Raw genomic sequence first — 19,215 nt, forward strand, 5'->3', positions numbered from 1 at the left:
GCCGGTACCGTGGAAGCCATGAACGATCTTCCCTTCGGATTCTCGGCTTCCGGCAACGACGACGACGGCCGGGACAAGGATCAGAACTCCGGCCAGAACCCCGGCGCGGCCGGCGGGTTCGACCCCGCGATGCTCGGCCAGCTGTTCAATCAGCTCGGCAGCATGTTCAGCGGCATGGGCGCCGGGGCGGGCCCAGGCAGCGCTCCCGGCGCGGTGAACTACGAGGTCGCCGCCAGTCTCGCCCGGCAGCAGATCGGCGACTTCACACCGATGCTCGAGAAGGAGCAGTCCGTGGTCGCCGACGCGGTTCGCCTCGCGGAGGTATGGCTCGACGAGCAGACGACGCTCCCGGCCGGAGTCACGACGACGGCCGCGTGGACGCCGGTCGACTGGCTGGAGAACACCATGCCCACATGGCGCACGCTGTGCGATCCGGTTGCCGAGCAGATGTCGAAGAGCATCGACGCCGGTATGCCCGAGGAGGCACGTGCCCAAGCCGGGCCAATGATGGGCATCATCTCCCAGCTCAGCGGAAGCATGTTCGGCAGTCAGCTCGGCCAGGGTCTCGGCACGCTCGCGAAAGACGTCCTGACGTCCACCGACATCGGTCTGCCGCTCGCACCCGAGCACACCGGAGTTCTGCTCCCCCAGGCCATCGCGAAGTTCTCCGAAGGCCTCGACCTGCCGGCCCAGGAGATCATCGTGTTCCTGGCGGCCCGCGAAGCCGCGCACATCCGACTGTTCACCCACGTCCCGTGGCTCAAGCAGCGCCTCCTCGCCACGGTCGAGGAGTACGCGCGCGGCATCCGCATCGACTTCAGCGGAATGACGGACCTCACCCAGGGCATCGATCCGCAGGAGCTGTTCAGCAATCCCGAGAAGATGGAGGAGTTGATGGGTTCGGCGGCTTCCTTCGAGCCGCAGACCACACCCGAGCAGCAGGCCGCACTCGCCCGACTGGAGACCATCCTCGCTCTGATCGAGGGCTGGGTGGAGACGGTTGTGACGGACGCGCTCTCCGACCGCATCCCGAGCACGCCCGCCCTCACCGAGACGATGCGCCGCCGCCGTGCCACCGGCGGTCCCGCAGAGCAGGCGTTCGCCACTCTCATCGGACTCGATCTGCGGCCCCGCAAGCTGCGCGAGGCGGCCGACCTGTGGCGGCGTCTCGCCGAAGCCTCCGACATCACGGTGCGCGACGGCGTGTGGGGGCACCCCGATCTGCTTCCCGACTCCGAGGACATCGACTCCCCCGCCGGGTTCATCGACGGTGTCATCGGCGGCGGGACTTCGTCGTTCGATGACCCGATGGCCGAGCTCGAGCGCACGATCGCCGAAGAGGAGAAGCGGCGCAGCGAAGGCACCGGGGAGGCGGGCACCGGCGACTCCGACCAGGGCGACGATCAGCAGCCCTGACCTGTGGAATTCACCGTCGACCGATCGGAGCGCCGGTGACACGGTGAGTGCATGAACTCAGCGCCCGCCGTCTCAGCACCCGCCATTCCGTCCGGCGTCACGCCCGTCGGCTCGCAGTTCCTCCCAGTACTCCTCCCCGGGGTACCCGTGCTGGCACGCGCCGATGCCGCCGTGCACGTGGGATGCGACCCGCACTCAGCCGTGGTGCTGCGCCCGGCGCCCGGGGTCGATGTACGCGCGGTGGCCGACGTGCTGCAACGGCTTCGCAGCCCCATCACCTATCGCGCCGTGTCCCGCAAGGTGCGCGCCTCCGGGCTGGACGCGAGAACGTTCCGGTCCATGCTCGATCGTCTCGTTGCGGCGGGTAAGGCGACGTCCACCCGTCGGTGTGCGCGCATGTGCATCGACGTGCACGGGCACGGCGACGTGGCCGCGGCCCTCACCGCGTCACTTCGGTCATCCGGTCACGACGTGCGGAACGTGCGAGCCGACCACCACCGGCTCCGTCCACGTCCCGGAACACTGGCAGTGATCGCCGATCAGCCGATCGCCGATCCGGTCGTCACGGCGTATCTCATGGAGAGTCGACTCCCCCACGTGAGCGCATATCTGCGGGACGGTATCGGGGTCGTCGGTCCGCTGGTGCTGCCGGGATCATCGAGCTGCTTGCGATGCGTGGACCTGCACCGCACCGATCTCGACCCGCAGTGGCCCGTCCTCGCCGCGCAGCTGAGCGGAGTCGCGGGGTACGCCTCTCCCGCGGTCCTGCGCGCGACGATCGCCATCGCCCACGCGCAGATCGACGACATCGCTGCCAAACTGCCCGGCCCCACGCCGATCAGTCCGACCGCAGTCGGGCGAATGTTCGAGTTCCGCGAGTCGCCTGCACGCCTGGACTCGCTGGATATCCCGGTGCACCCGCGCTGTGGATGCTTGGCGGACGGCTATCAACTCAGCCATAGTTCACCTAGGTCCACTATCCTCGGAGGCGGCGAAAGGACACCATGAGCGAGATCACGAAGGGCCAGGGCCGCCGAAACGCCAAGCTGGCATCCCTGCCGTTGGGAATGGCCGGGCGTGCCGCTGCCGGATTCGGGAAGCGTATGACCGGCAGGAGCAAGGACGAGGTCAACGCCGAGCTCATGAACCGAACGGCAGAGCAGCTGTTCGCGGTTCTCGGTGAACTCAAAGGCGGCGCGATGAAGGTCGGGCAGGCCTTGTCGATCATGGAGGCCGCGATCCCCGAGGAGTTCGGGGAGCCGTTCCGTGAGGCACTGACCAAGCTGCAGGCCGAAGCACCGCCGATGCCGGCGAAAACCGTTCACAAGGTACTCGACCAGCAGTTGGGCACCAAGTGGCGCGAACGTTTCCAGCACTTCGAGGATGAGCCGGCCGCATCGGCCAGCATCGGTCAGGTCCACAAGGCGGTCTGGGCCGACGGCCGACCCGTCGCAGTGAAAGTCCAGTATCCCGGTGCCGACCACGCTCTGAAAGCCGACCTGAAAACGCTGAGCCGCATGTCCGGTCTCATCCAGAGACTGTCGCCCGGTACCGACGTCAAAGGCATGTTCGAAGAGCTGATCGACCGCACCGAGGACGAGCTCGACTACATCGGCGAAGCCGACAACCAGCGCGCCTTCGCCAAGGCCTTCGACGACGACCCCGATTTCAAGATCCCCAAGGTCGTCGCCAGCGCTCCCAAGGTCATCGTGTCGGAATGGGTCGAAGGCACCCGACTGTCCAAGATCATCGCCGAGGGGACTCAGGAGGAGCGCAACGCCGCCGCCATCAAGATGACGACGTTCGAGATCAGTTCCCCGGCACGGGTCGGCCTCCTGCACGGTGACCCGCATCCCGGAAACTTCTTCGTCCTCGACGACGGCCGTTTCGGCATCCTCGACTTCGGTGCCATCGGGCGTTACCCGGATGGTCTGCCACCGATGACCGGCCCCATCTTCGCCCTCGCTCGCGACCAGAAGTACGACGAGCTCCGCGATCTCATGGTGGCGACCGACTTCATCCGCCCCTCACACGCCGATCGCGTGACCGCGACCGACCTCGCCAACTACCTGCAGCCGTACGTCGATCCGCTGTACACCGACGAGTTCCACTTCACCCGTAAGTGGTTGCAGCGGGCCGCAGGTCAGGCGACCGACCTCACCGGCGACGTCTACAAGACCTCACGCAACCTGAACGTCCCCCGCGAGTACGTCATGGTCTTCCGCGTCCTCATCGGATGCGTCGGCATCGCCGCTCAACTGAACGCCGCGGCCCCCTACCGGGCGATCATGGCGGAGTGGGTCCCCGGAATCGCCGAATAGCCAGGTCCGGGGATCGGGAGCAGTCCCTAACCGCGAGTCCGCTGGTACTCGCGGGCGATCAGTCGCACCCAGCGCCGGTCGGACAGGTCCAGCGGGGTGGCCAGCGAGGCGGTGTCGTACGCGCTGGGTCCGTCGTCGTGGAATCCCCGATGGAGCCACTGGGCGATCGCTGCTGCACGCGCCTCAGGCCCGCGCGGATCCCCGCCGCCTGACTCGTCGCTGCTGGAATCACCACCGTCCGAATCGCCACCGGCAGGACCGGGGTCGAACATGCCAGCTCCCGCGTGGAGGTACAGCCCGTCGAGGATCGTCGACACCCGATCGTCCGCCCGCAGCACCGTGGTGGCCGACCGGTAGTCACCGTCGTCCAGTTCCGGATGCGCCTGCCGAAGTTCCTGCCACAGCCCGTCGGTGCGCCGCAGGTCCTGGCGTGCGACGAACCACGACTCGACCATCACCGATGCACAGGCGACGCTGAGCACGATGATCGCCACGGCCCACCATCCGTTGGCCGGCACGATCTGATCGCGTTCGATCGCGATGATGATGATCACCACGAGGACACCGGCGAGATAGCAGGCGATCGCTCGCCCCAGCGGATGCCAGGCGATGTACCGAATCCCCACCACGAGTGAGAACACCCCGGCGAGTACGACGAACAGCGAACCTGCAGCCGTCGAACCGGTGACCGCCATCGCCACCACGACGGCCACTGCCACCGTCGGGATAGCGACGGTGGCCGAGTGCAGTACGTGCCGCCCCACTCGTGGAGAAGCGGACGCGGCGATCAGCGCAGTCGCCGTCGCGACCACCACCCAGCAGCCCACGAAGATCAGCACCGGCGTGTCGCTGCCCGCGGGTCCGAGCACTACAGCGACCGTCGGCGTGCGAACCGCGGCCGCAACCGCGGTGGCGACCGCGGCGATCGCCACCGATGTGCGCGCGAGCGATGGCGGCCGCACGGTGAGGCGACCGATCCTGGCTCCGACGGCGACCGCGCAGAGCACTGCGATGATCCAGGTGGCCCAGGTCATCCGAGAGCCTCGTCGTAGCGGAGCATCGGCCGCCACGAAGTACCGCGATGCAGCCGATCGAGCCGCTGCAGGAGCCGGGCAGCGAAGGCCTCCGCCTCCCACTCGTGGAGTTCGGAGTCCGCATCGGGAACAACGTCGGACGGGTCGGTCGTCGCGGCGGGTTCCTCCTCGCCCCGGAGCATGTAGGCGATCAGGTCGTCATCGGCAGCGGCCGTCGCCTCGGCCGCGGCAGCACCCGGATGATCGAAGACGACGTGGCCGAGTTCATGAGCCAGCGTGCGGGCTTCGCTCGGCAGAGACGGCGCCAGGACGATCTCGTCATGGTCGGAGTACTCGCGACGCTGCCCCCACACCCCGGGCGCGAGATCGTCGACGATGACCGCGATGGGTCGCTGCCGGGTCTCCCCGACCGCCGCCACGATCTCCTCGAGCGACGCGGCATGCTTCTGTGAGGCGACATCGAGGACCGCGTCGACGGCCGCGTGCACGCGGCGATGGGAGCGCCGCGCCTTAGGCGTGGGATCGGTGGTGCTCATGCCCTCACCCCTTGCCCGGAGACAGGAATTCGACTCGGGCCGCATTCACCCGGACTCGTCCGGCACGCGCGTTGCGATGGCTTGCGACTCCCGCAGCCGCGGCGACGAGTACCAGTCCGCCGATGCCGCTTCCGGCGGCCGCGAACTGACCCGCCGAGGCGGTGGTCGACGCGGGCGACGACGCATCGGCGGCCCGATTCTGAGCTGCACCGGCCTGAGCGGCATCTTTCTGAGCGCCATCTCTCTGGGCTTCTCCCGGCGGCGGCGCACTCGGGTCTTCCGGGTCGGCGGCCGCAGCGGACGACGTCGATTCAGTGTCGGACCGGTCATCGTCCGCGTGGTCGGCCGACCGAGTCGTCCGCGCGCCGCGTTTCGTGGGCCGGGCGTGATTCGTTGGCACCGGAGGCTCCGCCGAGCGTGTCAGGCGAGGCTCGCGGACATCGGGCCGAGGCTCCCGTGACTCGCTCGAGTCGTCGGCCTGTCCCGAATCGTCGGGCTCCATCGAGTCGTCGTAACCGGAATCAGAGTCCCCAGAATCAGAGCCCTCAGAGTCACCAGAGTCCTCGTCCTCGGACTCCTCAGTCTCCTCAGGCTCCTCAGGTCCTTCCGACGTCTCGGAGGGTGGCGACTCTTCAGGCCCTGCGCTCTCCTCAGGCCCTGCGCTCTCTTCGGAACCGGTGCTCTTCTCAGAGCTGGTCGACTCATCGGAACCGGGTCCATCGGATTGGGGTCGATCGGATTCAGGTCCATCGGATTCGGCGGCGGGGCGCTCGGAACTGCGGCTGCACGGCGTCTCGGAGCAGTGATGCTGGGGCGCTGCCGATACCGACGCCGACGCGCCGACCAGGATCGTCGGGGCAGCCAGTGCTGCACATGCGGCCGCAGCGACGCTCAGCGGTCGCGCGGCACGCAGCATGTTCCGGTCCGACATCAGATCTCCCCTGCCTTCAGGTGGGCTCGGGGCACACTACCCAAACTTCGGCGCTGATCCTCAATCCGGAGGACTCTCGGGCAGACCTTCGCCCCGGCGGAGCTTCTCGGCCATCACGGACAGCATCTCCTGAGACTCCTCGGACAGGTCGAATGCCCTACTGGAGAGGCGCCGGAGGCCGCGGCCCCGTAGTTGGGCCAGCAGTTCGAGGTCGTGGTCGATCTTCGCCGCATATACGTCGTCGTAGAAGTAGTCGGGTTTGACCTTGAAGAACTGCGCTAGCGCCGACAGCGTCTCGTGAGACGGATTGGTGCGGTGCCCGTTCCGCAGCTGCGAGATGTACGGCTTCGAGATCTGGTGCCCGGCGGCCGACACCGCCATCGCGACTTCGGCATTGGAGTGTGGTTTTCGACCGGGTGGGTGCACTGTGTCGAACAGCCGGTTCAGCCTTTCGGCGAATCTGTTGTCCATGAACCCTTTCCTGTCCCGCATCGGATCATCCGAAGTCGATACGGGCACATCCCCCGACGATGCCAATCCCACTCTAGCGCGCCTCCCACCTAACTCACTTCGGCATCGATCATAAGTCCGCCGCCCGTAATAGCAAACTTCCAGTAACCAACCCACCATCGTGAGAGCACACGCTATATAGCCCCCTTACGTCGGACGATGAGCCGATCAACCAGCGTTCTCTGCCGCAATTTAGTCGCCGCGAAGTGTTTGCTGTACGGTAACTGGCGTGGTCGTCGCCACGATAAGGGAAGGGCCGATCGGCCGCCCGGGGACCAGATCATCGGTGGCGGGTGCTCTTGAGGGGAGAGCACCCGCCACCGGCACGAAGCTCACCGCGCAGAGCCACGACGAGCAGGAGAACATCTTGGGCACACCGCCAGTGACGTTCGTTTTCGCAGGCGAGCGCTTCCCGATCAGTCCGGAGACGGGCGACCGCATCATCGAGTTCGTCGCCGCCGCCGAAGCCGATTCCATCGCTGCAGATCACTTCGTCGTCCCCACCGTGGACGGCCGCCAGGTGATCGCGAACATCGGTCCGTCGATGCCGTATGCGATCGAGATCGGTATCGAAGACCATTCACCGGAGCCCGGCGAATCGCAGCCCGACGGGGACCTGGTCCAGACGTTGGCGGCCCGGGATTCCGTCCTCCAACACGATTCCTGACCTCATGCGACCGCGTTCTTCCTCGGTCTGCCACGCGGACGCTTCCTGGCGATGATCGTCCCGCCGTCGAAGATCTCACCTCCCCACACACCCCACGGTTCGGAGCGCTCGAGGGCCACTTCGAGGCACGGCTGCTGCAACGGGCACTCCCGGCAGAGCGCCTTCGCCTCTTCGAGATGGTGCGGTTCGTCGGCGAACCACAGGTCGGTATCCGTGCTCTGGCACGGGGTTTCACATTGTTGTCGGATGGTCAAAGATGGTGCGGTCATCAAAAGTCGGCTTTCGTATCGCAATGATCGGGTGTCTGCGACCCCGGCCGACTCGACGAAGTGCCGAGAAAGGCCACGGTCCGCGTTCTCGCGATTCGCCGTGGCCTCGAATGTTCCGAATTACTGTGTGCAGCTAGGTAATTCGTAACGGCTGTCGACAGCCAGGGCGGGTCACGGGGAATCGCCGGCGCGCTCGCGCCACGGTCTCTGCATGTGCAGTGACATGTACTGCCACCTGCCAGGCGATGTTGACCATCGGACTGGACTCCCTTCCGCTCTGCGTCGATCGCACGCCCTTACACGGCGTGTCGCTTACCTCAAGAACTTTATGCGCACCGAGTTATCGGCACAACCCATTTTCTACCTGCGATTATGCGCGTCGTTCACCCGGGAAGCTCGGCATCGATCACGGCCAGGATCTGATGCCCGAACTTGTCCGCCCGTTCCGGACCGAACCCGCGAACCGCGAGCAGTTCCTCGATCGTCGTCGGCAGATCGACGGCCACATTGCGCAGCATCCACTCACTGACCACGTTCGCCGGCATGATCTCCTCCTGCCGTGCGTAGTCGCGCCGCCACTTCCGTAGCGCACGCAGGACGTCGGCGTCGGGCTCCACTCGCGGTTCGTCAGCGGATTCGGCTACCGGAAGCAGTCCGTCCAGGAACCTCGAGCGGCGACGACCCGACCGCCGCCCCTCTCCACGCGACAGACTCCATGACAGGTACAGGTGCTCACGGGCTCGGGTGATGCCGACGTAGAAGAGTCGTCGTTCCTCCTCCACCTCGTCCTGCGACGATGTCGCGCGACCGAGTGGCATCGCGCCCTCGTGCAGACCGGTGAGGAACACCGCGTCCCATTCCAGTCCCTTCGCAGCGTGCATCGACGAGAGCGTGACTCCGGCCAGAACCGGAGCATGGCGCGACTTCGACCGTGCTTCGAGTTCCTTGACGACGGTCGCGAAGTCCGCAGTCGGGCGTTCGGCGACGATGGATTCGATCACCTCGACGAGGCGAAGCAACTGCTGCCAGCGGGCCTTCGCGTTGGCGCCGGCCGGTTCGGATTCGGTGAGACCGACCGGAGAGAGGGCACGCCGCACCGCGTCGATCACGGGCATGGGCGGTGGCGGACCGTCGGCGAGTGCGGCGAGTCGGCGCATCGCTGCCGCTATCTCGGGTCGTGCGAAGAAGCCCCGGTCGCCGCGAACCTGGTAATCGATGCCGGCGGCCGACAGGGCTTCCTCGTACGATTCGGACTGCGCGTTGACCCGGTACAGGATCGCGATCTCCGATGCGGATATCCCGGACCTCAGGAGACGCTTGCACTCGGCGACCACACCGACCACTTCGGACGCGTCGTCCGCGTGCTCGGTGAAGTCCGGGCCGGGTCCGGTCAGGCGCTGTCCGACCAATCGCAACCGCGTCCCGGCGATGCGGCCCCGCGCCTGCCCGATGGCCCGATTCGCCAGTTCCACGACCTGCGGCGTGGAGCGGTAGTCGCGTTCGAGCCGCACCAGAGTCGACTCTGGAAACCTGCGGGTGAAGTCGAGGAGATAGTTCGGCGTGGCACCGGTGAAGCTGTAGATGGTCTGGTTCGCATCGCCGACGACGGTCAGATCGTCCCGGGCACCGAGCCAGGCATCAAGGAGATTCTGCTGGATCGGAGTGACGTCCTGGTACTCGTCGACGACGAAGCACCGGTACCGCGATCGGAACTCCTCGGCGACCGACGGCTCAGACTGCAGGATCAGCGTCGTGTAGATGAGCAGGTCCTCGAAATCGAGGAGCCGATCGCCGGTCGGCGACACTTTCGCGTTCTCGTAGTCGGCGAAGATCTGCGCCACCGTTCGCGGGTCGGTCGGCAGGTCGCGGTGCGTGGCCTTGGCTGCAGCCACGTAATCGGCAGGCCCCAGCGCGGAGGACTTCGCCCACTCGATCTCGGATGCGAGGTCGCGGATCAGGTCCCGGTCCGCCGAGTCCAGACCTGCCGCATGAGCGACCCGCGCGACCATCCGGAACTTGTTGTCGAGCAGTTCCCAACCGGCCGGGCCCATCGCAACCGGCCAGAAGTAGCGCAGCTGACGCAGTGCGGCGGCGTGGAACGTCTGCGCGACGACGGTGTTCCCGGGTCCGGAGACACCGAGGGCAGCGAGGCGTTCACGCATTTCGGCCGCCGCGCGGGCGGTGAAGGTGACGGCCAGGACCTGGCTCGGGTTCACCTGCCCGGACTCGACGAGATGGGCGATCCGCCGGGTGATGGTCCGCGTCTTGCCGGTGCCTGCACCGGCGAGCACGCACACCGGCCCGCGCGGTGCCGTCACCGCTGCGAGCTGCTCCGGATCGAGCCCGGCGAGCGCCCCCGTCGTACTTGCCGCCATCGTTCTCACCGCCATGCCGTCAACCGTCTCATGCGCCCCTGACATCCTCACCGGACGTCGGTCACGGCCGGCCGGCCGGTGAGCGCTACAGCAGCCCGAGCTTGCTCATCACCTCGCCCAGAGCCGGGTTGGTGGCCGTGGACCCGTCCGCGTACAGCGCCGTCGGCACGACGTGATTCCCGTTGTTCACACTGCCGACGAAGTCGGCCGCCTCCGGGGTCGCCTCGATGTCGACCTCGGTGAACGAGACGTCGTTTCGGTCCAGACCGGCCTTGAGTCGGCTGCAGAATGGGCACCAGCTTGTGGTGTACAGGGTCAGTGCGGGGTTCTCGACATCACTCATGCACCCAATCCCAGCACATCGGATCCGCTTTCGAAATCCAGGAGTCGGCGAACGCTCACGCTATGGGCGCTCGCGCCCAGCCGTCGATCAGGCTGCGGGCAATGGAGATCGACCCGGGCAGCCGCAGCGGAGCATCCGGATTCTCCGTACCCCAGTCGTCGGATCGGTCGAGCGCGGCACGCACCTCGTCCCGGTGGAACCACCGGGCGTCAGCCAACTCTCCGTCGTGGAAGACGAGCGGTTCCGCCGGATCGGCGATCGCTTCGAACCCCAGCATCAACGAACGAGGGAACGGCCACGGCTGCGAGCCCAGGTAGTTCGGCGAACTCACCCGGATCCCGGCTTCCTCGGCAACCTCGCGCTGCACGCACTGCTCCAGCGACTCCCCCGGTTCGACGAAGCCGGCCAGAGTCGAGAACCACCGATCCGGCCACACGGACTGCCTGCCCAGCAGGACCTGATCCGCACCGTCGTGCACCACCATGATGACGGCCGGGTCGGTGCGCGGAAACTCGTCCCGACCGCTCGCGTTCCGTCGCACCCATCCGCCCTGTGCCGGTTCGGTCGGGCTGCCATCCACCGGCGAGTACTTGGCGGATCGGTGCCAGTTGATCAGTCCCATCGCCGTTGCCAGCAGACCGGCGTCATCGTTCGGGAGCAGATGCGCCCCGCTCCGTGCGTCCACCGAACGCGCAGTGACCTCGTCGACGGGGACGGCCCACCGGTGCGTTCCGGCGCCCGTCGTTCCCGTCACCCCGAGGAACACCGCGTCCGATGGTGGCCTCGACCCGAATCCCGACACACCGGACCAGGCGATGGAACCGTCTTCCCGCACCGGGAACCGGCCGTTGCGGTCGACGGTCAGGACCTGCGCACCGGACCAACCCGCAGCGAGCGAGTCGGGATCCTTGCGCACCTGGTCGGCACGATCGAACTCGGCACGCGCCAGCAAGGGCGGTTCGCTGAACTCGAACGTCGCCATCAGGACGGTCCGCCCTGCCGGACGTACAGCAGCCGGTCGCCGACCTCGATCGCCTCGACCGCGGCGTCACCGACCCGGTAGAGCTTTCCCTCGCGCACGACGCCGAGGACCAGATCCTTGGTGTGCGCGGGCGATCCGCCGGTCTCGGACGGCTCCACCTCCCGTTCGGCGATCGCATATCCCTCCTCGGGGCTGAGGAGATCCTCGACCACCTCCACCACCGACGGAGTGATGGTTGCGATGCCGAGGAGCCGGCCTGCCGTCTCTGACGACACGACCACCGAGTTGGCGCCGGACTGACGCATCAGGTGCGTGTTCTCCGCTTCCCGGATCGAAGCGACGATCTTCGCGCGCGGGTTGATCTCGCGAGCGGTCAGCGTGGCGAGTACCGCGGTGTCGTCGCGACTCGCGGCGATGACGAGGGCAGCCGCGTACTGGACACCGGCCAGACGCAGCACGTCGGACTTCGTGGCGTCGCCCCGCACGGTGACCAGACCATGCGCGGCCGCCTGCTCGAGCGCCGTGGGGTCGTTGTCGACGATGACGATCTCGGACGGCTTGCCGCCGTCGGCGATGACGGCGTCGACCGCGGTTCGTCCCTTGGTGCCGTAACCCACGACGATGGTGTGGTTGCGCACGCGGTTCCTCCAGTTCTGGATCTTGATGGCCTGCCGTGACCGTTCGGTGAGCACTTCGAGCGTCGTCCCGATGAGGACGATCAGGAAGAGCACGCGAAGCGGCGTGATGAAGACGACGTTCACCAGGCGAGCCGATTCGGCGACCGGGGTGACGTCGCCGTACCCGGTCGTCGACAGGGTGACCGCCGAATAGTAGAGCGCGTCCAGGTACGAGAGCGGCGTGCCCTTGGCGTCCCGGTAACCACTGCGATCCAGGTAGACGACGATCGAGCACACGAGCAACGCGAGGAGCGCGAACAGGATCCGGCGGCCGATGGCGCGACCCGGGCTCTTCTCCTGCCCCGGGATCTTGACTACGCCGACCAGCGCGTAGTCGGGTTCGTCGACGAGTCCGCCCTGGCGGCGGCGCAAGCGTTTACGCACAGGCTGAGGCTACTTCATCACCGATGCCGGTGAGGTCTCCAGCAGTTCCGCCAGTCCGTCCGCGTCGGGCAGATCGTCGGGTTCGAGCGTGTGATCGTGCCGCACGTAGTGAAATGCTGCGCGCACCCGGTCGAGTTCCACGTTCGCCAGCTGCGCCCAGGCCACCCGGTACGCGGCGAGCTGGACGAACAGCGACGCGCGTTTACCCGGCTCCGGCACGGCGCCGGTCTTCCAGTCGATCACCAGCCAGCCGTCGCCGTCGCGGAAGACGGCATCCATGCGGCCCCGCACGACGGTATCGCCGATGACGGTCTCGAAACCGACCTCGACCTCCGCCGGCGTGCGATCCGCCCATTCGGAGGCCAGGAACGCCTCGCGGAGCTCGTCGAGGTCGTCGTCCGCCGCCCCGCCTGCCGCGTCGGCTGCACCGGGCAGCTCATCCATGTCCAGCAGCCGGGTGGCGCCGAACCGTCGCTCCACCCACGCGTGGAACGCGGTGCCGCGGCGAGCGAGCGGGTTGGGCCGGAACGGGACCGGGCGGCGCAGGCGTGCCGCGAACGCCGCTTCATCGGTGTCGAGCTCCACCAGCTGACTCACCGACAGATGTCCGGGCATCGGAACCTCGACCACCGGATTCCGGTCCTGCAAGCGCTCCTCGAGGAGTACGGACACCTCGGCGCGCCAGGCAGCGACCTCCGGGTCGTCGGAGTCCGCGCCGGAGTCGGAGCCGACGGCGAACAATCCGTGCGCGGTTCGCGCCGCCGACACCAGATCGGCCGCCGCGGCCATCGGCGCACGACGCTCGCCGAGACGATCCACCGGCCATTCGACGGCGACCTGCCGCTGAATCAACGGGTTCTGCGCATCGGATGGCGGGGGCGGCGCGTCCGCGTCGATGACGAATCCCGCAGGGTCAACCGCTCCCCCGGCACCGGCCGCCGCGGCCGCGACCAATTCGGCGATCTCGGTGTAGAAGGGCGAACCGCCGCGCGGCTTGTCGCCGGTCTCCGACCAGTGATGTGCGGAGACGAAGAGCGTGTGCTTGGCGCGGGTGAGCGCCACGTACAGGAGTCGGCGATCCTCGTCGAGGCGCCGCTCGTTGATCGCCGCCTTGTGGTCCTCGATCGCGGTCTCGAGTTCTTTTCGATCGGCGAGGCCGGCGAGATCGATCGGCGGATAGCCCTCGCCACCGGGTTCGTCGGCCAGATCGCCGCGCAGCGATGCGGGCAGCTCACGTGCCGACCCCAACCAGGTGGTCTCGGCTTTCCCGCTCGGAAAGATCCGGTCTGCGACATGCGGGAGCGCCACCACATCCCATTCCAGTCCCTTGGCGGCGTGCACGGTGAGGATCTGCACGCGCTCCTCGGCGACCTCGACCCGGCCCGCTTCTAGGCCCTTCTCCACCGCTTCGGCAGTGTCGAGGAAGGCCAGCAGGCCCGGCAGCGTGGACCCGGACCGGTCGGCGTAATGGGTGACGTAATCGGCGAACGCGTCCAGGTGCTCACGTCCGGTCACCCGGCCGCGCATCCGGCGTGCGCGGATCTGCGCCTCGACCGCCACTCCGATGGTCTGCTCCACGTCGGCGACGAGCTCGGGCAGCGGCTGCCCGATCCGCTTGCGGAGGCCTTCGAGTTGCTTGCCGAACGTGACGATGCGCTGGTGCCCCGCCGCGCTGTACCGGCCCGCGTCCCCGGGATCGGAGATCGCGTCGCACAGCCCTGCCGAGTCGACCGCCTCCCCCGGCAGTGCGGCGTCGAGCGCCTGACCGAGCGCGCCCGGCGTCGTGACTGCTCCGGTGGCCGGCGCCGTGTTGCCCGCCGCCAGTTCGCGGGCACGCCGCCACAGCGCGGCGATGTCGGCGGCGCCGAGCTGCCACCGAGCCCCGGTCAGCAGGCGCATCGCCGCGGTCCCGGCCATCGGATCGGCCATCAGCCGCAGGGTCGCGACGATGTCGGCGATCTCCGGAACGTGCAGCAGACCGCCGATGCCGACCACCTCGGCCGGAATGCCGCGGCGCTCGAGCTCCGCGGCGATCGGCGCGGAGTCCTCGTTCCGGCGCACCAGAACTGCGGTCGTCGGCGGTGCGGTCTCGTCACGTTCCGCCGAGCGGTAGTAGTCCTCGACCCGGTCGGCGATCCACTCGCGCTCATCGACGACCGTCTCCGTCAACGCCAGCCGCACTGTGCCGGCGGGCGCATCGGGACGTGCGCGGAGCACGCTGACCGGCACGCCGCGACGCCGAAGCTCCCCGGACGTCTCGTTGGCGAGATGAAGCGCACTCTGACAGTTGCGCCAGCTGGTGAGCAGTTCCCGGCGCTGCGCCCCGGTCCCGTCCGCACGCGGGAAGTCGAGGGCGAATCGGGGAAGGTTCGCCGCAGATGCGCCACGCCACCCGTAGATCGACTGGATCGGGTCGCCGACTGCGGTCACCGCGATCGACGGCGTACCGGTCGGCTGCACTCCGCCGAACAGCTTGGACAGCAGAATCCGCTGCGAGTGCCCGGTGTCCTGGTACTCGTCGAGCAGGACTGCGCGGATCCCGGCTCGCTCGGCGCTCACCACTTCCGGATGGGTGGCGACCAGTCGGGCGGCCAGGGACATCTGACTGCCGAAGTCGAGTGCGCCCTGCTCGGTCATCGCTTCCCGCAGCGCGACGACGAGCGGGATCAGTTCGCGCCGTTCGTCGATGACCGATTGGTAGGCGCGTAGCTTCTGACTGGGCTCGGCCCGCTGCCCGGGCCCTTTGGGCAGGGTGTCGACCAGGTCGTGGAGATCCTGGGCCGCCGACCACAGGTCGTCGGTGTCGACGAGATGTTCTGCCATCTCGGAGTAGAGCCGCAGGACCGCCTCGGTGACCGACGACGGCACCTTGGTCGTGGTGAGATCGTCGGGCCACGACGCGACGACGGAGAACGCGAGTTGCCACAGCTCGGTCTCACTGAGCAGGGTCGACGTCGGTTCGACCGGCAGCAGCAGACCGTAATCGGCGATCAGCCGTCCAGCGTAGGCGTGGTATGTGCTGACCTCCGTGTCGGCGCTGCGCAACCGGCTCGCGAGGACTCCGCTCGGATCCCACTCGAGCAGTGCCGGGCTGCCTGCGAGCATCGAGAGCCGCCTTCGGATCCGGGCCGCCAGTTCGCTCGCCGCCTTTCGCGTGAAGGTGAGGCCGAGGATCTCCTCGGGCCCGACGAGCTGGTTCGCCACCAGCCACACGACCCGAGACGCCATCGTCTCCGTCTTCCCCGCTCCGGCGCCTGCGACGACGAGCATCGGCTCCATCGGAGCCTCGATGACCTCCACCTGCTCGTCGGTGGGCGGCGGCAGCCCCAGGGCTGCCGCGATCGACCGCGCCCCGACTCGCGAACCCGAAGGCGAATGGTCAGTCATCGGTCACCGCCTTCCCCTGCAGTTGCGCCGGGCACGCCGCAGTGAGCGAGCAGTGCCCGCACCCCGGGTTGGGTGTCGCGGTGAACACCGGGCCCACACTGGACGCCGCCGCGTCGCGCACCACGTCGATCCACTCGTTCACCTGCTCGCCGGCAAGCGGGTCCTGGAGACGCTCGGCGGCACCGGTCTTCTTGTTCGCCGAATTCACGTACACGAGCCGACCGCCGCCTGGTTCGCTCGGCGGAATGCCTTCGACGCCGCCCAGCAGCAATGCGAGCTGGTAGGCGGCGAGCTGCGGATGGGCTTTGGCATCGGCGACGCTGATCACCGACTTGCCGGTCTTCACGTCGACGATCACCGGGCGGCCCCTGTCGTCTTTCTCCAGCCGGTCGATGCGTCCGACCAGCCGCACCGGCATGGCCTCCTCGTCGGTCGACGGCAGCTCGGCACTCAGTTCCACCTCGACCCCAGCAGTGCTCAGCTCCGAACGCGATATCCGCAGCCAGTCGCGGAAGTTCGTGAGCATCGCCTCGGCGCGTTCACGTTCGCGCTCGGAGTACCACTCCGCAGGCGACGACACCCGCCCCCACACCGCGTGCAGTGCCGCACTCACCTCGTCCTGACTCATCTCGCCGGCGATCGCCTGCACGAGGGTGTGCACGAGTGTTCCGGTCACGGCCTGCTCCGCATCGCCGTCGCGGCCGCCGTGACGTTCCATCATCCAGCGCAGCGAGCACTTCGAGAGCGCCTCGACGTTCGACGGTGACAGCGTCCGCGCACCCAGGTCCGGTGTCCACAGCGGAGCATCGGTACTGGGACCGACCAATCCGAACCAATCTGCGGGAGCAGCGCCCGGAACACCGGCCTGTGCGAGTTCAGCGAGAAGCGACGCAGCGGCCGACGTCCGCGCGCCGGTCTCCGATTTCTCTGCACCGGACACCACCGCCGACCTCAGGTCGGCGATCAGCGACGGCAGCGACAGCACCCGGCGAACTCCGGGATCGAGTGGGATCTCATCGACTGCGTGCTCGTCGACGGGACTCGCGCCATCCCCGTCACCGCTGACCCCGTAACCGCCGACGGCATCGGCGAGTTCGGGAATGAAACGCGAGGGCGACGCGTCCCCGGTCCCGTCCTCGACGGCCGTGACGAGCAGCTGGGAGCGGGCCCGTGAGCATGCGACCAACAGCAGCCTGCGTTCGTCGGCGAGCATCACCGACCCGCGTGAGATGGAGTCGAGCGCATCGGCGTCGACGCCATCGAGGAGATCGAGAAGTGCCGGTGTGTGGAGCACGCTGCCGCGACTGCGCAGTGACGGCCACAGACCGTCGAGCACCCCCGGCACCGCGACGACCTCCCATTCGCGACCGGTGGCGGCATGCGCCGACAGCACTGAGACGGTGTCGGACGCGGCGACGGCCACCCGAGACTCTCTGGGGATCTGCAATTGCCCGAGGTACTCCACGAAACCTGCCAGCGGAGCCGCCGGCAGGTTGTCGGTGAACGATCCGGCAGCCTCGAACATCGCCAGCATGGCATCGAGGTCCCGGTCGGCTTGATCGCCGATCCGCTGTCCGCGCAGGGACCGCGCCAGCCAGCGCCGCTCGAGCCCGCTCGCCTGCCAGGCCCGCCATAAGGTCTCCTCGACACCCAGGTCCGCGCGCGCTGCGCGACGTGCGGCCCCGACCACCGTGCACGTGTGCTTGAGCGGGAGCCCCTCGAACTCGCTGAGCCCCGCGAGGTAGTCCGCGGCCACGTCTTCGGAACTCAACGCCTCCGCGAGCGACGCCAGCGAATCGCGATCTGTCCCGGCCCGCTCGTCGATCCTCCTGATCCCGCGGCGCAGACGGCGCAGCTGCGCCGGATCGGCGGCGCCGATCGGTCCGCTGAGCAGTGCGATCACGTCGTCGGATTCGATCACGTCGCCATCGGCGAGGCGCAGGACCAGCGTGAAGGCCTCGACCGCGCGCTGCCGGTGAATCGGGACGTCATTGGTCGGCGTAGCCATCGGGACTCCCGCGGACGAGAACGCTCGACGCAGCGCCGGCAGGGCGCGGGGTACCGAGCGGACGATCACCGCCATCTCCGACCACGGCACGCCGTCGAACAGGTGCGCCCGGCGAAGCAGGTCGGCTACCGCAGTGGCTTCCTTCGCAGTCGACGAGAAGACCCGCACCCGAGCCCGTCCGTCGGGTGCCTCCGCCTCCGGCTCCGGGGACGGATGCGGGCGCGCACCCGGCAGACGGGCGGTCAGCGCCCGGACGACGACGTTGATGGACGAGGTACCGCGATGGTCGATGTCGAGCACCACGTCGCGGGAGCCGTCGGGGGCGAGCCCGTCGGCGAATCGGGGGCTGGCGCCGCGGAAACCGAAGATCGACTGATCGGTGTCGGCGGCGACGATCACCGAATCCGCTCCGGTGCCGATGGCCTCGACGAGCGTGGCCGCCTGCGGATCGAGATGCTGCGCATCGTCGACGATGAGGTGCCGGATGCGGGCGCGTTGCGCGGCCAGCAGTTCGGTGTCGGTGGCGAGCGCCGACAGCGCCGACCCGATCAGTTCGGCTGCGTCGACCGCGGTCGCACTCGCCAGCGGTGCACCGAGCCCCACCGCACCGCGCAGCAGCATGCCCTGCTCGTACTGCCGGTAGGCGTGGGCAGCCGCCACCCATTCGGGCCGCTTGTGCCGTCGGCCCTGTTCCGCCAGGTCCTCTGGGCCGAGGCCGCGTTCCGCGGCCCGCATGAGCAGGTCGCGCAGTGCCTGGGCGAATCCGTTCGTGGTCAGTGCCGGCCGCAACGACGACGGCCAGTAATGCGCACCGTCCTCCACGTCGCCTGCGAGGATCTCGCGCAGCACCATGTCCTGTTCGGATCCGGTCACCAGACGCGGCGGCGGATTGCCGTGCGCCTGGGCCTGCAGGCGCAGCACCGCGAACGCGTACGAGTGCACGGTGCGCACCAGAGGCTCGCGCAGGGCGCCGCCCAGCCGTCCGCCCGCCGACAGGACACGGCGAGTGATCTCGTCGCGCAGAGCCGTGGCCGCCCGTCGGTTGGCTGCGAGCACCAGCACCGATTCCGGATCGACCGCCGGGTCGAGGAGCCGCGCGACGGCAGCGTCGACGATCAGCGCGGTCTTGCCGGTGCCCGGCCCACCGTGGACCCGGTACGGGTGCCATGGCCGTGCGGGATCGGCGGTGTGCGGTCCGGAGATGAGGCGGTTCGCCGACGACGGCCACTCACGATCGTCCGGGCCGACGTGCGTCGACGCGGTGATCAATCGGGTGTTCGGGCGGACCATGCACACATCGAACCACGCACCCCCGACAACCGGGAAGGCGCGTCCGCGGCGTCACCGAACGCGCCAGGACCGCCGTCGCACCCGC

General features: G+C 68.2%; 15 protein-coding genes. 4 read left to right on the top strand and 11 right to left on the bottom strand.

What is annotated here, in order from left to right; translation table 11 throughout:
• Positions 1-18: 18 nt before the first annotated feature.
• The 3 genes from FO044_RS11240 to FO044_RS11250 are packed head-to-tail and all read left to right on the top strand — an operon-like array spanning position 19 to position 3,737.
• A complete protein-coding gene (locus FO044_RS11240) occupies positions 19-1,416 on the top strand; it encodes a zinc-dependent metalloprotease (protein ID WP_143965666.1) in 1,398 nt (465 codons plus the stop codon).
• 51 nt (positions 1,417-1,467) lie between these two features.
• Complete coding sequence (locus FO044_RS11245; protein WP_143965667.1) at positions 1,468-2,424, top strand: hypothetical protein; 957 nt, start codon at positions 1,468-1,470, stop codon at positions 2,422-2,424.
• Positions 2,421-3,737, top strand: a complete 1,317-nt coding sequence (locus tag FO044_RS11250) for an ABC1 kinase family protein (RefSeq protein WP_132991954.1) — start codon at positions 2,421-2,423, stop codon at positions 3,735-3,737. Before FO044_RS11245 ends, FO044_RS11250 begins: the two co-directional genes overlap by 4 nt.
• Positions 3,738-3,763: 26 nt before the next feature.
• Here FO044_RS11250 and FO044_RS11255 read toward each other — a convergent pair whose 3' ends face one another.
• From FO044_RS11255 to FO044_RS11270, 4 genes are all read right to left on the bottom strand, one after another.
• Positions 3,764-4,771 (bottom strand): hypothetical protein, encoded by a 1,008-nt coding sequence (locus FO044_RS11255; protein ID WP_143965668.1) that lies wholly within the window; start codon positions 4,769-4,771, stop codon positions 3,764-3,766.
• The gene (locus tag FO044_RS11260; RefSeq protein ID WP_132991956.1) at positions 4,768-5,307 is read right to left on the bottom strand and encodes an ImmA/IrrE family metallo-endopeptidase; all 540 of its coding nucleotides are present in this window, start codon (positions 5,305-5,307) and stop codon (positions 4,768-4,770) included. Before FO044_RS11260 ends, FO044_RS11255 begins: the two co-directional genes overlap by 4 nt.
• A gap of 4 nt (positions 5,308-5,311) precedes the next feature.
• Positions 5,312-5,707, bottom strand: coding sequence for a hypothetical protein (locus FO044_RS11265; protein WP_143965669.1), 396 nt, complete (start codon positions 5,705-5,707; stop codon positions 5,312-5,314).
• 591 nt (positions 5,708-6,298) lie between these two features.
• Complete coding sequence (locus FO044_RS11270) at positions 6,299-6,709, bottom strand: helix-turn-helix domain-containing protein (protein ID WP_132991958.1); 411 nt, start codon at positions 6,707-6,709, stop codon at positions 6,299-6,301.
• A gap of 406 nt (positions 6,710-7,115) precedes the next feature.
• On the opposite strand from FO044_RS11270, the gene FO044_RS11275 reads away from it, so the two are divergent.
• A complete protein-coding gene (locus tag FO044_RS11275; protein WP_132991959.1) occupies positions 7,116-7,415 on the top strand; it encodes a hypothetical protein in 300 nt (99 codons plus the stop codon).
• Positions 7,416-7,417: 2 nt separating this feature from the next.
• Here the strand turns inward: FO044_RS11275 and FO044_RS11280 are convergent, their stop codons facing one another.
• The 7 genes from FO044_RS11280 to FO044_RS11310 form a co-directional block, all read right to left on the bottom strand.
• Positions 7,418-7,684, bottom strand: a complete 267-nt coding sequence (locus tag FO044_RS11280) for a WhiB family transcriptional regulator (RefSeq protein ID WP_132991960.1) — start codon at positions 7,682-7,684, stop codon at positions 7,418-7,420.
• A 383-nt stretch (positions 7,685-8,067) separates the two neighbouring features.
• Entirely contained in the window at positions 8,068-10,074 is a 2,007-nt protein-coding gene (locus tag FO044_RS11285) for an ATP-dependent DNA helicase UvrD2 (protein WP_244945753.1), read from the bottom strand.
• 70 nt (positions 10,075-10,144) lie between these two features.
• The gene (locus tag FO044_RS11290) at positions 10,145-10,402 is read right to left on the bottom strand and encodes a mycoredoxin (RefSeq protein WP_132991962.1); all 258 of its coding nucleotides are present in this window, start codon (positions 10,400-10,402) and stop codon (positions 10,145-10,147) included.
• Between the two features lie 55 nt (positions 10,403-10,457).
• The gene (gene nudC, locus FO044_RS11295; protein WP_143965670.1) at positions 10,458-11,384 is read right to left on the bottom strand and encodes an NAD(+) diphosphatase; all 927 of its coding nucleotides are present in this window, start codon (positions 11,382-11,384) and stop codon (positions 10,458-10,460) included.
• On the bottom strand, positions 11,384-12,445 hold the full coding sequence (locus tag FO044_RS11300; RefSeq protein ID WP_132991964.1) for a potassium channel family protein: 1,062 nt from the start codon (positions 12,443-12,445) through the stop codon (positions 11,384-11,386). Before FO044_RS11300 ends, nudC begins: the two co-directional genes overlap by 1 nt.
• A 9-nt stretch (positions 12,446-12,454) precedes the next feature.
• A complete protein-coding gene (locus tag FO044_RS11305; RefSeq protein ID WP_143965671.1) occupies positions 12,455-15,832 on the bottom strand; it encodes an ATP-dependent helicase in 3,378 nt (1,125 codons plus the stop codon).
• Positions 15,825-19,130, bottom strand: coding sequence for an ATP-dependent helicase (locus FO044_RS11310; protein ID WP_143965672.1), 3,306 nt, complete (start codon positions 19,128-19,130; stop codon positions 15,825-15,827). Before FO044_RS11310 ends, FO044_RS11305 begins: the two co-directional genes overlap by 8 nt.
• Positions 19,131-19,215: the final 85 nt, after the last annotated feature.

This window comes from Gordonia zhaorongruii (assembly GCF_007559005.1).
Lineage (GTDB): Bacteria > Actinomycetota > Actinomycetes > Mycobacteriales > Mycobacteriaceae > Gordonia > Gordonia zhaorongruii.